At 40.5% G+C, this 17,464-nt stretch carries 3 protein-coding genes; 1 reads left to right on the top strand and 2 read right to left on the bottom strand.

Annotated features, from left to right (window positions below; all coding sequences use genetic code 11):
- Positions 1–2: 2 nt before the first annotated feature.
- The gene (locus EAX61_RS11980) at positions 3–443 is read right to left on the bottom strand and encodes a hypothetical protein (RefSeq protein ID WP_121917942.1); all 441 of its coding nucleotides are present in this window, start codon (positions 441–443) and stop codon (positions 3–5) included.
- 69 nt (positions 444–512) lie between these two features.
- Positions 513–1,016: a GbsR/MarR family transcriptional regulator gene (locus EAX61_RS11975; RefSeq protein ID WP_121917941.1), complete on the bottom strand. Its 504-nt coding sequence runs from the start codon at positions 1,014–1,016 to the stop codon at positions 513–515.
- Positions 1,017–1,767: 751 nt separating this feature from the next.
- On the opposite strand from EAX61_RS11975, the gene EAX61_RS11970 reads away from it, so the two are divergent.
- The coding region (locus EAX61_RS11970) for an Ig-like domain-containing protein (protein WP_121917940.1) at positions 1,768–17,464 on the top strand (15,697 nt) is incomplete at its 3' end.

The raw sequence follows: 17,464 nt of genomic DNA, 5'->3' as shown, positions 1-17,464 counted from the left end.
TACTAGAAATTTAGTGTTGCAGAAAGGTTGTAGAGGAGTAGCCAAGTAAAGATGACCGCAAAACCACAAAAAAGGAAGTTCATAAAGTAGCTACCTATCTTAAAATGAAGTTTTTTTGGGATATCATACATAGGATAATAGGCAATCTGAGTTGCGACTTTTCCCACCCAATATGCTCCGATGAGTCCAGTAATCGCGATGGCGAGTTTAGACTGATTTTGAAGTTCGTCTGCAAGTAATACTGCGATCAGACCAAAGGCAAAATTGAGCCCTTGAATATATCTCCCGTACGTTTTTGCAATTTCTTGATTGAGCGGTTTAAGTTGTTTCACATCATTGTACCAGTCAAAAACTTGATGTCTTATGTACGGATAAATGAGTGCGGTAAAGATCTGACCGACACCGCCAGCAATTATGAGCCAATTAGGAATAGAATATTTCATCTTTAATTTTTACTAGTTGAAAATTGATCTAAAGTTTCAGAAACTATTGAAATTTATTTTCAAAAAAAATTAGGACATTAGTTTCATTATGGTCTTTGTAATCCAGTTTTCCTTTTGAGCAATAATTTTTTCGAGCATATTATCTGCTTTTGAAACGAAATCGTATAGCTCTTGTGTTTTGGCTTTAAAATGTTCCTCTTCGGTGCTTTTATTCGTCTCGATAGAGCTTACATCCTGAAGAACTCTTATGGTAGGTTTTATTTCCCTTTTGCTGCGCTCTTTGGCAATTTTTCTAGCAAGTTCATCTATATCATTCTCAGCGGCAAAGTATTCTCTGCGCTCACCTGGTTTATATTCCTTGAAAACAATACCCCAATCTATAAGTGCACGTAAGTTCATACTGGCATTCCCTCTTGAGATATGCAATTCGCTCATAATATCTTCCATACTTAGGGCGTCTCTTGACACCATAAGTAGTGCGTGTATTTGTGCCATGGTCTTATTAATCCCCCATTGTGAACCAAGAGACCCCCAGGTCTGAATAAATTTATTTTTTGCCTCTTTATATTCCATAATGTAAATATATATATAATTTCTAAAGTTTCAAACATTAATGAAAGTATGTTACATAGTAATTAATTATAGCAGCATATTTATTTATAGTTTATTTCTATTTAAAATGAATTGATTTAGGCGGTTTTAAGAAGGTTTTGCAATAGCCGTATATGTATACGTATGTTGTTCTTTAAGATGCTTTTAAATGCGTTTAAAATTGATTTTTTGAAAAAATGTTATGGAATAGACAGATTTAATAAAAGTTGGAATTTTATGTAATAGCGTATTTTCTATTTTACTCAGATACTAAATTGTGTATTTCATCGAAAACAAATTAAACCCAGAGTTTGAGAAACCATTTTTAAAACCATTTAAGTTTTTAAATTTTATAGTTGTAGTAATTTTTTAAATAAAATTTAACAAATGAAACAATGGCAGAGGGAGTTTTTATGCATTTCATCAATTAATTTGTGTTTTTTGTCGATAAAAATAATAAGTCAATTAAAAAATTAAAAATGTTTCAATATCAGTTGTTTAGAAAAGTAGAATTAAGTTATCTTTAACATTGCGTATATTTAATCAACCAAAGAATATACTTCAACGACATAACACTAAGATAATTATAATACAAACCCAGTATTATTTTCTAGTGTGGCGTTCATTTATAAAATGTCATTTTTCTTACAAATAGTAAATTATAGAAACTATGTTGTCGAGAAATACTTCATTTTATATAAGATCATATAATAGACATAATCATTGAAATAGTATGAAAAAAATTACTTTATTCACCACATCACGTTTTTCGAAAGTCCTTAGTAAGGCGTTTGCAGTACGAGCAACGCGTTTTATTCTAGGGCTTTTTACATTTGCCATCATCACAGCTTTTGTAACGGCAAATACGTCGCTAGGAAAAACTAGTTTAGGAAAGAGTTATCTGAATCTAATGCCTTTTGCAGGCTCTGGTTCAATAGCTTGGGAGTCTGATTTTGGTTTCTCTGGAACAAGAGCAAACTGGCAGAATGATTTCCCGGTTACGTCAGACTTTTCTGATGGGACGACGGTGACAGTTTCTAACGATAATGCAAACAACTCTATTAGTGAAATCTCTGTCGTAAATGGTTTTGGTTTTGGTAATATTCTGGAGATTGAGCATAAAAGAGGTAGCATAGGTGGATCTACCACTTCATTTGCATTTTCTAATCCTGTAAGGAACTTAACCTTCTCTATGCAAGATATAGACGAGATTGCAGGAAGTTTTGAGGATGAAATTTTTGTAAATGCGATTAGACCAGATGGGTCTACGATACCTATTACTGCCGCAAATTATGGTGGAACACTTGGTTTTCACGTCGCTTACACAGGTAATAATAGATTTTTAGGGATAAACGGTAATGCTGGTAGCGGTGATACGGGAGGTATTCTCGATCTTACGTTTCCTGAAGAAGTGGTTCGTATTGATTTTGTGTATTCGAATATAGATAACAATAGAGGTACAAGTCAACGTATCGGTATCGCAAATCTTAGCTTTAATAACGCTTTTGATTTTGATGATGATGGGGATGGTGTGCCTAATATTTCAGATTTAGATAACGATAATGATGGTATTCCAGATGGCGAAGAGAATATCTGTACTCCTGGTGCGGTACCCGTGGGACAAACATTTGCAAATAAGGCAGACCCAGGAACACAAACGGGACTGTTTGGTTTTCAAGATGTAACGGTCGATTTTAATTATGAACTCCAAGGGAGTGCCACTTGGGCAGATGGAGTTAGAACGTTAAATAATGGTTCTTTAGGTGCAGATGGTAGTTATATCAATGTGCAGCCTAGGCAAACAAATTTTCCAAACGGTTCGACGGCAGAGTATACACTTACTTTCTCTAAACCTGTTTATAAATTAGAGTTTAAAGTAGGGGGAATAGATAATCAGGATAGATTAGATGTAGAGGCTACTAATAATGGTGTGTTTGAAGGGGCGAGAATTGTAGATGTCAATCTGGGCGGTAATGCAGCTATAAGTGGTAATTCAATCGTAAGTTCTGCAGGAGGGGCTAATGCGCCTAGCAATTCTGTATTGATAGAGTTTGGAGGGCCGGTTACAGAAGTAGTACTTACTGCAGGTAAAAACAATGGTAACTCTGGTAATGTGACGATGCAAATCTATGATATGGAGTATTGTATCCTAGAAGATTCAGATGGGGATGGTATTCCAGACTATTTGGATTTAGATAGTGATAATGATGGTATCCCAGATGCTTTTGAAGCAGGTCACGGTCAGGATGGAGATAGTGACGGCTTGGTCGACGGTCCTTTTGGAGGAAACGGACTCTCAAATCTTGTAGAAACAAATGATACAGACGGTGCGAGTATAAATTATACAATTCCAAATAAGGACGGTGATACAGATGCGCAAGGAAATGCGCTTGCAGATTTTAAGGATAAAGATGCAGATAACGATGGTATTACAGATGCGGAAGAAGCTTGGGTAAACAATGCTACCTTAGGCGACCCAGATAATGATGGGACCATAGGTGGAACTTCAATTTCTGATGCTGATGGTGATGGATGGGATAATACTGCAACTGCCGCTTGGAATGGTACTGTGGCAAATAGTGATTATGATGCAATTCCTGATCACTGTGACCTTGATAGTGATGGTGATGGATTGCCAGATACTTTTGAGGGGAATTTTCAGGTTGTAGATGGTGATAATGATGGTATAGTAGGTGCTGGAATTCCAGTAGATAGTGATGGCGATGGTCTTGCAGATAGCAATGACCCTGATGCACCTGGAAACGTAATTGGCGGATTTGGATTTAACCAGGACCGTGATGGGGACGGTATTGTAAATTACCTAGATCTCGATGTAGATAATGACGGTATTATAGATAATATTGAGGGACTGCCTACAACTTCGTATGTTCCACCTAGCAATATAGATGCAAATAATAACGGGCTTGATGATGCTTATGATGTTACACAAGGTGGTGTCGCTCACGGTTATGCAAACACAGACGGAGGAAGCGCGCCAGACTATGCAGATACAAATGCAGATGATCAGGACGGTGCAGGCGGAGATCCTAATGACTTAAGTGAAAACTTTTTTGGGCCTTCCGGAACACTTGCGGGTTCTGAGACAGATAATGATAATGACGGTATTTTGGACTCAGGGTCAATTGCAGCAGGTGATACAGATGGTGATGGTATAGCAAATGTTTTTGATTTAAATGCTGGCGGAAATACGTCTATTGCGAACGTTACTAATGGAGGTCAAACTCCACAATCACAACCTAATGATCAGAATGCAGGAACTACAGAGAGAGACTGGCGTGAGCTGGTAATGCCAGATAATGATGGAGATGGTATTCCTGATAGTGTAGATATAGATGATGATAACGATGGGGTAACAGATGGTCGAGAAGGGTGTTATGAATTTACATTTACCTCAGTATCTGCAAATCCTGGAGGAACCTTTCAAGGGTCATTTAATGGAGAGCCTTTTACACTTGCTGTAACTAATGGTACAAGAAGCGAGCTTTTTACAGATGTAGATTTTACAGATACTAATGCTTTTGAGCCAGCAGGAACTGCGCCAACGGCTGCAGTTTTTAATGGTGCAATCGAGGCCACACTTTCATTTCCAAATGGACCTGTTAATAATTTGAGATTGAATTTAAAAGGGTTAAACGGTACGACATTGACTTTTACAGAAGGTGGCGCCGCACGTAACTTAAATATAATTATCAGTCAGCCCAACTTTACTTCTCCTACGGCAAATAGTGTTGGTGTTCCTGTTTTACCCGGTGGAAGTGATGAAAGTGGTACTATTGAGTTCTTACAGCCTATTCAAAATCTTACCATATCAAGTAATGGCAATAACGCTGACGGATTTTTCTTTGGAGGCTTTAGTTGTGAGCCTATAGATACAGATGGCGATGGTATACTTGATATTTTTGACCTAGATAGCGATAATGATGGTATAACAGATTACAGAGAAGCCGGAGGGACTAATGATCCTGATGGTAGTGGTCAGCCCGGAACAGGATTGATAACCACAAATGTAGATGCCTTAGGAAGTCCAGTCGTAGCAGGGAGTTCAATACGAATTATTCCTGAAGATTTTGACGGAGACGGATTAAATGATCTTTTAGATATTGATTCGGACAACGATGGAATCCCGGATACTATCGAAGCTGGTGGAACAGATGATAATGATGATGGTCGTTTTGGTGCTGGAGCAACAAATGACGTAGATGCAGATGGACTAATAGATGCGCTTGACCCCATAGACAATCGTGATGGTTCTGCCTTAAATGCAAATAGTTTCTTACCAGTTCCTAATACAGATGGTACTGATGGTGCAGATTATATAGACACAGAGGCAGACGGTGACGGTATTTTTGACATCGTCGAAGTGCTCGGAGCTACTGCCGATACGGATGGTGATGGTACTATAGAAGGAACCACGATTACAGATACAGACGGAGATGGATGGAGTAATATAGTAGATAGTGATGATGGTGGTACCGCTTTCGCGAAAGCGAACATAGATGGCGATACATACTCAGCTTTTGGTAGAGACTTTACCAGATATAATTTCCAGGATATAGACAGTGATAACGATGGTATAGCTGACGAAATTGAAACTTATGATGATTTTGATTCTGACGGATTTCCAAATGCAATTGATCTAGATGCAGATAACGATGGAATATATGACCTTATTGAAAACAGATTAATACCAGGTCAAAATGGTACAGATGCAAATATGGACGGTATTGCAGAAGGACCAGACGATGGTAATGGTGGTGTTGTAGATCCTTTTGTAGAGTATAATACATTTCCTACAGTAGGTCCATCTGGTGAGCGTAGTTATATCTCTTGGGATTCAGATGGAGATGGACTGCCTGATAATGTAGAAGCGCAATCTACAGTAGGTTACATATCACCTATTGAAGACGACCCCACGACCCCAGACATTAATGAAGCAGATACAGATGGTAATGGTGTAAATGACGCTTACGATACCAACGGATCTCCTATAACGCCAGTAAATACAGATGGGTTGAGCAATGACCCTCAGGATTATAGAGATGTAGATAGTGATAAGGATGGACTGACTGATAGTCAAGAGGCCCTAGGACTTTTTGGGCCTTTTAGTGGGACAGATCCTAATGGAAGTTTAGATGATCCTACGACTTTGCAAGATACAGATAATGATGTCTTAACTACTGGGGATGTTGATTACAGAGATACAACAGATGATCAACCAGATAATGATAATGATGGTATTCCTGATAGTGTTGATGTAGATGATGACAATGACGGGATACTTGATACCGTTGAGTTTGCAGATACTGTGAACACATTTAATTATAATTCCTTGAGCGACGCAGGAGGGAGTGCGTTTAGTGCAACTAACGGAAATCCTGTTAAGGGTTTGATTGTGAGCCCTCTAAGTTCTAACGATACAAACTATGATGTTGCAGAAAATACGGACGGTATCGTACGCTTTGAGAACAATACAACGACTACTGGCGACTTCGCAGAAAACACATTTACTTTTACGGATAAAGCTCCTATTATCATAGCCGATCCTCAGTCAGCATCTTTTGCGGGACAGCAGTCCAATATGAGTAGTTCTGAAACAGTAACCTTTGTAGCCTTAGATCCAGGTCCTAACTTTAGATGGAACATATTAAGTCAAGGGGCTACTACTACTATAGTTTTTAGCACAACAAATTCTACAAATGATACCTTTACGGTATCAGGCGGAAATCCTGGAGATTTTGCGGATTATAATGTTTCCTCTACAGGAAATATAGGGGGTGTTTCTGTAAGAATTGATATTGTGAATTCTGTTGGAGCATTTGATTCTACGCAGTTTGTAATATGTCAATCAGGAAGAGATTCTGATGACGATGGAGTTTTTGATCAGTTCGATCTAGATTCAGACAATGATGGTCTTCCAGATACTGTTGAGGCCCAGACTACTGCTGGCTTTGTAGCACCTTCAGACACTGTAAATCAACAAGGTTTTGCAAGTCCAGGATTACCAGATAATTTTCCTGTTGGAGGACTTACTCCTGTAAATACAGATGGTGATGGAACAACTCCAGATTATTTAGACCTTGATAGCGATAATGATGGCATTTCTGATAATATAGAGGCAGATATTGCATTGCTGAATACAGATGTAAATGGAAATGGTCTAGATGATTTTATGGACGGCACCCTGAATACAATAATGGATGCCTATGCAGAACCTCAAGGAACATTAGATGACCCATCAACACTTCCTGAAGACGATGGAAATACTAGCGATGTAGATTATAGATCCCTACCAGATATTGATATGGATGGTATTCCAGATGCTGTAGATGTAGATGATGATAATGATGGGATAACAGATGTTCAAGAGGGCTTGTGTACACCTTCTACAACTGGTGCTTGGTCGGGGTCGACACCGTTTGGAGGGTCAACGCCATTTACATTCAACGCTACAACGGCATCTGGAGTAGATGTTGCAGTATCAGTAACCTTTGATGGAAACGCAGATAATTTTGCAAGTAATTCATCAGGTAATTTTGGTGCTAACTTTTATCAATCCAATGATGGACCACTCAACGGAGCTTCTAGTGCAGTCCTTGATTTGAACTGGGATGGCAATGCGGAATCTCCAGATACAAACATCGATGCTCCTGGTGATGATAAAGGGTCAGGAACCATTACAATTACATTTGACAAAACTGTTGAGAATCCAATAATTCATTTAGATAGATTGGGCGGTACGTTCTTTTTTAGCGGTACCAGTCAATTTTTATCTAATTCAATACAGCTTACGTTAGCATCTCCTGGAACACTTAATAAATTATCTGGAACTGATGATTTTATAGTAACATCTTCTTCCGTAAGAAGAGAAGCAGGTATTGTGGTAGAAGATGCAAATCCAGAAGCAGATCAGTCTAGAACTCGAGGCGCTGCGGCAGGTTCAATACTTGTAGCAGGTGTATTTGATGAAATTGTGTTTACTTGGACTGGAGTAGGTTTTGAAGGAAACGGTGGTGATGCATTTGAAATTATTGTTGAGGCTTGTGAGTTAATTGACACAGACGGAGACGGAATTCCAGATTATACTGATTTAGACAGCGATAATGACGGGATCCCAGATAACGTAGAAGCACAAACAACTGCAGGATGGACAGCACCAGATACGGCAAATGTACAGCAGGTAGGTGATCCCTTTCCAGGGCTGCCTTACCCTGTAGGAACAGATCCCTTTGACGCTACCTTACCTAATACTGATGGAACAGGAAGTCCAGATTATCTGGACACAGATTCAGACGGTGATGGAATTACAGATACAGAAGAATCAGGTGTTACATTATCTGGTTCCGATACTAATGGTAATGGTCTAGATGATGCTGCAGATGAACCATCTAACAATACAGCTATTTATACGACACCGCAAGGTAATGTGACAAATCCAGCTACAGATTATACCGAAGCAGATGGAAATCTTACGGATGTGGATTACAGGACTACTCCAGATTTTGATGGAGATGGTATAGGGGATCTTATAGATATTGATGATGATAATGACGGTATTCTGGATATTGTTGAAGCGCTAGCTTTTGATCCAGCAAATCCTGCATCTTGTATTTTCCCTACGCCTAATTTTGATGCTACGATGGTAACCCTCGAAACAGATGCAGGTGCTGGTTTTGAAGGAGACGTATACCGTTTTGAAGATGTGGTTAATATTGAGGGAACTAATCTTGATGCATTAATTACTGTAGTAAGTGCTACAACAAATATTACGACATTTACTATAGATAATGATACGCCAGGTCAAGGTGATCCTAATGCTTGGCAACCAGAATATAATGTTCCTGCTGGAGAAACTGCGCAAATGACTTTTAATGTGCGTTTGGTTTTTGAAGGAACAAATACTGTATTTCCTTTACCACGATTTGCGGGTACATTTAACGATATAGACGGCGCAAATGCAAACGAGACGATTACCCTACAAATGCCAGGGGTTTATGTGGTAGATGACGCTACCCAGCTAGATATACGTGATAATGAAACGGGAGGAGTAGAGTTTCAAGGCCCTATGTCAACCTTTACAGGAGTAGATCTTAGGACAGACCTTGCAGTATATTTTGCTTACTTCCAGCAATCAGAATTTAACTTTACAGCCTCGGCAGTAAATGGTACGGCAAGCCCAAATACTAACTTCACATCATTAAGTTTTGATGTGTGTGGGGTAACCCGTTTTGCGACAGCGGGCAACGACTATGATTATGTAGTTAGAGATGGAATCGATAGTGACGGAGATGGTTTTGCCGATGAGGCAGATATCGACTCAGATAATGATGGAATTCCTGATAATGTAGAAGCGCAGCTTACAGATCCTGCATCCTACATAGCACCTACGGGAGCAGATACGGATGGCGATGGATTGCTTGACGTTTTTGAAGGTGCTGGCGATGAAGGTCTTACACCTGTAGATACAGATGGTGATTTTGTGCCAGATTATTTAGATACAAATTCAGATAATGAAGGAGCAAATGATGTGATTGAAGCAGGGTATACACCTGCAAGTACAACTACAGATACAGATGGCGACGGGCTTCTAGATGCTTATGATGATAATAATGCAACGTTTGACTCAAACGATGATTTAGACACGGGTGCTTCTACCTTACCAAATGTGCAAAACTCTGGAACACCAGAAGTAGATTATAGAGATCCTACGGAGGATTTTGATGGTGATGGTATTCCGGATAATGTAGACGAAGATGATGATAATGATGGTATTCCTGACGTAGAAGAGGAAATGTACTGCCAGCCATTACCTGCGTCTGGAATTATTTTTGCAGAAGATTTTGGAACTGGAGCAAGAACAACTAATCCTTTTGTGTCGGCCTCATATTCTTATGAGCCAGGAACGAGTGCTGGAGGAAATGGTATTTTTGATGGCGAGTATGCCATAGATGATCCAGATAATCTAGCGGCAAATGGTTCTGGAAGTTTCTGGATAGACACTGAGCCAGATCATACCGAAGGAGATACAGATGGAAGAGCGCTTGTCGTAAATGCGGCCTTTGAGCCTGGTATTTTTTACGAAAGAACTTCCACAGGTCTATTAGTAGGCTCTGATTACGAAGTAGTCTTTTGGCTCAAAAATGGTAGTGATGCAAATAATCCTATTTTACCTAATGTTCAGGTTGTTGTAGAGTCTACAACAGGAGTTCGGTATGAGACGGCCACATCTGGACCTCAAGCAGAGGGGACTGGTTGGATTGAGACTAAACTTCGCTTCGAAGCTCAAGAAACTGAATTAGTGATTAAACTCATTAATAACGCTCCTGGAGGTTTTGGTAATGATCTATTTTTAGATGATATTTCGTTACGTGTATTCACAGAATGTGATCTTGATGGGGACGGTGTGCCTAATAAATTTGACGCAGATAGTGATGGTGATGGTATTTTAGATATTGTAGAGGCAGGAAATACAGCAAATGATCCTGACGGTAATGGTCGTGATGACAGCCCAGTAGGAGCAAATGGTATCCCAGATAATTCTGAAGACGCTGGAGACGGTTCTGGTGTAAGTGGACCACTTACAAATACAGATAACAGCCCATATCCAAACCCATATGATATTGATGCAGATGATGATGGAATTCCTGATAATGTAGAGGCTCAAACAACTGCTGGTTATCAACCACCTTCTGGAAATGATGATGATTTTGATGGAATAGATAATCAATATGATCCTGACTTTGGGGGAGGCACACCTCTTTCTACTCTTACAAATTCTGATGGTACGGCTGTAAACTCAGACACAATTCCAGATTATCTGGATACCGATTCTGACAATGATGGTGTGCCGGATATCGACGAGGCTGGTGTTGGAATATTTACGGGAGTAGATGATGACAATGATGGTCTGGATGATGGTTTTGATGTGACGGTAGATCCTTTTGCTTGGGACGTAAACAATGACCTTGACGGCGGAGCGGCAAATACTGATAACGATGATCTTCCAGGTACTCCTGAAGTAGACTTTAGAGAAACGATGGACTTTGATATGGATGGTATTCCTGACAATGTCGATCTGGATGATGATAATGACGGAATTCTTGATACTGTCGAAGAAGCTTGTGTGCAACTCACTTATGCTGCTGACCAGACGCTTACAGATGGTGGTATGTATACCTCAGAGCAAGGAATTACAATTACCACGAATATTACGGAACCAAATCCAGGAACCTTAACAAATGCAACTATTAGTGGTGCGGGGGATTCTTTTGCTATTACAAATAATTTTAGCGACCTCTCTCAAAGCAATACGATAGAATACGTATCTGATCTTACATTAGAGAATGTGAAATTTAGGTTTACTGATTTTGACCAGAGTATGGGTGGCGATTACGGTGAGTCTTTTAATATAACAATGTTTGTTGGTTCAACTCCAGTAGGATATGATGTTATCGAAATAGGAGGTAATATACGACAAGTAGGAAATCAGTTCACAGCTTATAGAGGTGGAGACACATCTAATAACCCTGACAACAATATGGAGCTACTATCACTAGGAGCTGTAAATCGTATTGTGATAGAATATTCAGCTGTTGCATTTACAGGTGGTACAAATCCTTCTAATATGGGGTCGAACCTCCGCGTTTTTGGATGTGATAGAGACGTAGATGGTGACGGTATTCCTAATTCTTTTGAAACTGATAGCGATAATGATGGTTGTAGTGATGCAAATGAAGCGTATGGGGATTCAAATGCAGACGGCGGTGACGGCGGTGAATTTGGTACTGGTACCCTCACATTTGCAAACGGCGGTGTCAATGCAGATGGAACTGTGGCTGATGCTGCAGCGACATATCCGGGTACAAATGACGATGTAACGACATTCGGTCCAGATATAGATCTAGATGGAATTGCAGATGCTTGTGATCCTATAGACGATAGACCAGACTTTGATAATGATGGGGTTAAAGATGCAGACGATTTAGATGATGATAATGATGGTATCCTAGACACTGTTGAGGGACCAACTTGTAATGCAGGCTTCTCTTACTATCCTAAGTATGATTTTAATGGAAATCCGGGCGGAACTCCTCCTTTGAATGAGTCGGCAACTCCTGCAGAACAGGGTCAGAATATGATTGCTTCTACAAGTCCGTTAAGTTTTGGACCAGGAGTAACAAATGTACCTCAAACCGAGACCTTTGTTACTTTAGGAAATGTAGATCAAAGATCACTTCCTGGGGCAATTGCAGATGGAGACTATGTAGAGTATAACTTTACGACAAATACCAATTATGAAAATGCAAGATTGACGCAGTTTTCAGAAAATAACAGAGAGCAGGATTTCAATGGTCCAGCAAACCCGAACGATTATTTTGATGATCATAAGATTGCGATCCTAATTGCAACAGATGCTGCTTTTACAAATCCAGAGGTCTTACTATCTGATTTTGTGATTGGAACTACTACAACTGGATTTAGTTTCTTAGATTTAGATCAAGTATACTTCTTGCAACAAAACAGTAGTTACTGGGTAAGAGTTTATCATTATGATGCTCCTGCAGATACTTTGGATCAAGCGGTGTTTGATGATTTCGGAATTACTGCAATTCCTTGTAACGAAGCTGCCGATTTTGATGGCGATGGTCAACCTAATAGTTTAGATCTTGATGCAGACAATGATGGTATTTATGATGTTACGGAGTCTGGAGGAACTGATTTAGATAACGACGGTTTTGCAGATGATGACGACAACAATGTCGATAACACAGGATCAGATGGTATTCCTACTTCAGCAGGAGCGGGCAACACACCTACTGATAGTGGAGCGACAGCAGGTACACCAGATTACTTGGATTATGATAGTGATGAAGATGGCTGTAGCGATGCAAACGAGGCTTATGATGGAGATGTGGATGGTGTTCAAGATGCGCAGTTTGGAGGTGGAGATGATACTGCTCCCGTACCTACACAACCTAACGGAACAGTTCAGGCTGCTGGATATCCTGCAACTTCAGTTGCAAACCCTTTCCCAGCTGATGTAGATGTAAATAATACGGCAGACTATCAGGAAGTTACGAACCCTGTTACAGATGAAAACAACGCACTACCTGCAGATGTTTTAACCATTGTAGGAAGTACGGAAACGTTCACGAGTGATTTTTCTGGTACAGGTCTAATATATGAATGGCTAGAGAGCACGAATGGAGGAACAAGCTTTACACCATTAGTAAACGGTGGAGTGTATAGTGGAGTAGATACAGCCACGCTAACACTTACAAATATCCCCTTCACATTTAATGGCAATCTCTATAAGGTGACTGTTAGTGGAGGTTCTGCTTGTGATACAGATATTATGAGTCGTGAAGCATTGTTAACGGTTCAAAGTTACTTTGTTCAAATCGTACCATTTATGGATGGTATGGAGAACAATGCAGGCGCAACCAGCCCGATCCAATATGAAGTATATCTAAGTACAGATGCTGCGGGAACTATGCCAGTGAATAATACAACTGGTGGAGATCTTACCTTTGATCTTACATATCCAGCCGGCAGTACAGCTGTAGCAGCAGATTATGGAACACTTCCTACTACGGTGACCATCCCTAATGGACAAGGAGATAGTGCTACGGGTAATGAGGTTGTTTTTGACGTAGCTGTTAATAACGATGATTTCGTCGAAGGAACAGAAACCCTGATTATAGGCATTGCAAATCCGCCTGCAGCGGCAAACATAGGAGATATTTATACTGCAACAGGTAACATTATCGATGCTGACGTAACGGGAACTACCTTAAACATTGAAGTTGTTCAAAATGGTACAGAAGATGGAGCTGATTTAGTGTATCGTGTATTCCTTACAGATGATCAAGGAGTTGAAATTACAAATGAAACAGGAGTAGCTATCACAGCAGATGTTGCATTCGCAGGAACGGCAACAGGACCTGATTTTACAACAGCTTTCCCTACAGGAATTACAATTCCAAGCGGGACAGGGGAAACAACAATTACTCTTCCAGTAACAGACGATTTACTCATCGAGACAGATGATCCTGCCACCGCAGGAATTTATGATGAAACGCTCACCGCCACCTTAAGTAATATTATGGGTGGAAATGGCACAGAAACTCTCGGGACAAATACAATTACAGGAAGTGTTATTGATAATGATGACATAATAGTAATCACATTAAGCAATACTCAAGGTGGTGCTGAAGGTACAACGCTCAATCCTGTTGCTGTGGGTGACGAGGTTGCAGTTGTATACGATGTAACACTCACTAATCCGGGTGGTATGGTATTGACTAATGCCACTGGAGCACCGATAACCACCGAAGTTGCAGATGCAGGAACTGGAAGTGCTGTTGCAGCCGATTTCTTAACTCCTGGAGATATTCCAGCTCCTGGAGGCACGGTAATTAGTATTGCTAATACAACAAGTAGCACAAGCATTACTCTAGACGTAAATGAAGATGGTATTGCCGAGGGTACAGAGACACTCGATCTCCAGCAAACAGGTGTTTTTACAGGAACAAATCTTACGATTTCGGGTAACACAAATGTGGTAACAGGAAGTATAAGTGATAATGATGATGATGATTTACGTGTCCGCATTGAACTAGTTAGGAACGGTAGTGAAGGACCGTTGACCACTATGGGTGATGAGGTTTCAGTACGGTTTGCTATAAATCTCTATAATGGAGATAGCACAGCTGCAATGACACCACTAGCGGTTATAAATGGTACAGGCAGTAATATAGATGTTGAGCTTACGTTTACAGTAACTAGTGCAGAAAACGCAGATGTTACTCAAGACATCAGTACAACGATCACGGGAACTATTGTTCAAGGTACATCTGGGTTTATTTTTGATCTTGATGTGGTTGATGATTTCAATATTGAAAATCTTGAAACAGTTGACGTAACTATAGCTTCTATTGCATTTACAGGAACTCCTACAGACCCTACAGAGGCACTTGACATAGATACTGTTCTTAATACAGCTCAAGGCGAAATAACGGACAACGATAACAACATTGAATTCCTTGTTGTTGTAACTCCAAACGATGGAAGTGAAGGACCTACAACAGATCCTGGTGATGAGGTTAATTTAGAGTACACAGTTACCCTAATCGATCAAGCAACAAATGCGACGTTAACGAATACCACAGGAATGGATATCGTTGCAGATATCTCTTTCGGAGCAGGTAGTACGGCTGAACAAGCGGACTTTGTTACGATGTTCCCTACTGAAATTACCTTCCCAAACAACTCAAGTGATGGAAGCGTAACCCTTGTTGTATTAGATGATGATATCATTGAGGAAACAGAAACATTGATTTTCCAAGCAGACAGTAACCCAGCAAATGCTACAAACCTGAATATAGATGGAGGTAGCGCCACGGGTAATGTACTGGATAATGATGCGGCAACAATAAGTATTGAAGCCACTATTCCTACTGGAGATGAAACCGGACCAGTAGATGGTGAGTTTACCGTAACGCTTAGAGATGGAAATGGAGATCCTATAGTAAGTAGCACACCTACAACCGTGACATTCACTGTAGGAGGTACCGCTTCAAATGATGGCACGGACTATACAGAAATAATGACATTCACAATAACGATTCCTGCAGGATCTTCTTCTGCTGTGATACCTATTGAGGTGAATGATGATGATGAGGTGGAAGGAGCAATGAATGAAACGGTTATTGTGACCTTAGGCACGATTACCGCTGGTGATCCTCAGATCACGGTAGATACTACGCCTGCAACTGTTGATATTATTGACAACGATACAGCACCAGTAGTGGTAATAGCGATGCCTACGGAAACCATTCCAGAGGACACAACCCTTACATTTACTGGAGCAGGTGGTAATGGATTGAGTATCACTGATGGTGATGGACAGACTCAAACGGTTACGATTAATGTGACTAACGGTACGCTCGACCTTACAGATGTACCTGGTTTAGTAGTAACCGGTGATGGATCTGGGTCTATTACGATCACAGGAGGAAGTCTAACAGATATTAATACCGCCCTAGAAGGCGCAGTATTCACGCCTACACCTGACTTTGAAGGAACAGCTACGATTATTATTGATACTGTAGATGCTAGTGGGAATCAAGATACTTCGACAGATGGTACTAACAATAACACCGTTACGATTACTGTTCAAGGGGCACCAGATGCTGTAGATGATGAGTTTACTACATTAGAGGACACACCAGTAATGGGAGATATCTTTGTTGACAACGGAGGAAACGGACCAGATGATATAGGAACAGGACCAACCACAGTTGTAAACAATACTCAACCTGCAAATGGAACTGCAGTTGTAAATAGTGATGGTACTTTTACATATACTCCAGACGCTAATTTCTTCGGTACAGATACCTTTGAGTATACGATAAGAGATTCAAACGGTCAAACGAGCACAGCTACAGTAACTGTAAATGTGACTCCAACGCCAGATGCTGTTGATGATACGGCAGTAACTGATGAGGATACTCCTGTGGACATCGATGTGATTGGCAACGATGATATCGGTAGCGGTCCTACGACAGTAACTTCGGTAACAGATCCTATGAACGGAACTGTAACGATCAATGGAGATGGTACGGTAACTTATATTCCAGATCCTGATACGAATGGAACGGATACCTTCACGTACACGATCACGGATGACAATGGAAACACGAGCACAGCTACAGTAACTGTAAGTGTGACTCCAACGCCAGATGCTGAAGATGATACGGCAGTAACTGATGAGGATACTCCTGTAGACATCGATGTGATTGGCAACGATGATATCGGTAGCGGTCCTACGACAGTAACTTCGGTAACAGATCCTATGAACGGAACTGTAACGATTAATGGAGATGGTACGGTAACTTATATTCCAGATCCTGATACGAATGGAACGGATACCTTCACGTACACGATCACGGATGACAATGGAAACACGAGCACAGCTACAGTAACTGTAAGTGTGACTCCAACGCCAGATGCTGAAGATGATACGGCAGTAACTGATGAGGATACTCCTGTAGACATCGATGTGATTGGCAACGATGATATCGGTAGCGGTCCTACGACAGTAACTTCGGTAACAGATCCTATGAACGGAACTGTAACGATCAATGGAGATGGTACGGTAACTTATATTCCAGATCCTGATACGAATGGAACGGATACCTTCACGTACACGATCACGGATGACAATGGAAACACGAGCACAGCTACAGTAACTGTAAATGTGACTCCAACGCCAGATGCTGAAGATGATACGGCAGTAACTGATGAGGATACTCCTGTGGACATTGATGTGATCGGCAACGATGATATCGGTAGCGGTCCTACGACAGTAACTTCGGTAACAGATCCTATGAACGGAACTGTAACGATCA

Source organism: Dokdonia sinensis (genome assembly GCF_003688895.1).
Lineage (GTDB): Bacteria > Bacteroidota > Bacteroidia > Flavobacteriales > Flavobacteriaceae > Dokdonia > Dokdonia sinensis.
This window is presented reverse-complemented; position numbering and strand designations above follow the sequence as displayed.

Bases quoted from the DNA above. Each gene is read 5' to 3' on its own strand.
- EAX61_RS11980 (WP_121917942.1), bottom strand. From the start codon at position 443: ATGAAATATTCTATTCCTAATTGGCTCATAATTGCTGGCGGTGTCGGT.
- EAX61_RS11975 (WP_121917941.1), bottom strand. From the start codon at position 1,016: ATGGAATATAAAGAGGCAAAAAATAAATTTATTCAGACCTGGGGGTCT.